The 605-nt window shown below is 35.0% G+C and carries 1 protein-coding gene; it reads right to left on the bottom strand.

Features of this window, described 5'->3' with window-relative positions; all coding sequences use genetic code 11:
* A partial coding sequence (locus CXF74_RS21600; protein WP_198552966.1) for a protein kinase domain-containing protein occupies positions 1 to 585 on the bottom strand: 585 nt, incomplete at its 3' end.
* Between the last annotated feature and the right edge of the window lie 20 nt (positions 586 to 605).

Raw genomic sequence — 605 nt, forward strand, 5'->3', positions numbered from 1 at the left:
ACCTTCAAAGACATTTGAGTCAATTGATGCGTTAGCTAGACCAAAATCACCAATTAAAGCTGATGTGTAAATAGGTAAATCAGGTAACCCAACAAAATCGCTTCTTAAATCTCGAAGAAAAATATTAGCAGGCTTTAAATCTTGATGTGAAGTCAACCCGTTTCTATAGCAGTGCATCAATCCCGAACATGCATATGCCATAACTGATAATTTTTTAATATCACAAATACTATTATCATTAATTAGTTTTTTTAGATCGCTACCCCAATATCGGAAGAAAGCAATCGGAGCTCCAACAACCTCTCCAAAATCAAAGATCCAATGAACGTATTGGTGCCTACCAAATGACAATTGAGTTTTTATTTCTTTAGCAAATCGACTAGCGGTTCCCTCTAAATCTCCAATATTTTTAGGCATTTTTGCACAAACATACCTAGGAGTAGTATTTTCGCCGTGATCAAAAATATAAATATCTCCACAAACACCTTCGGTTTTGGAGATAATTTCACCTTGATCGCCATTGCACCCTTCAAGCATTATTTTTTGGATTTCATAATCCATATCGTAAAAATTAATTTGTTCCAATACACCCTCACTACGTTTGG

The sequence above is a fragment of the Psychromonas sp. Urea-02u-13 genome (assembly GCF_002835995.1).
In the GTDB taxonomy this organism is placed as follows: Bacteria; Pseudomonadota; Gammaproteobacteria; order Enterobacterales; family Psychromonadaceae; genus Psychromonas.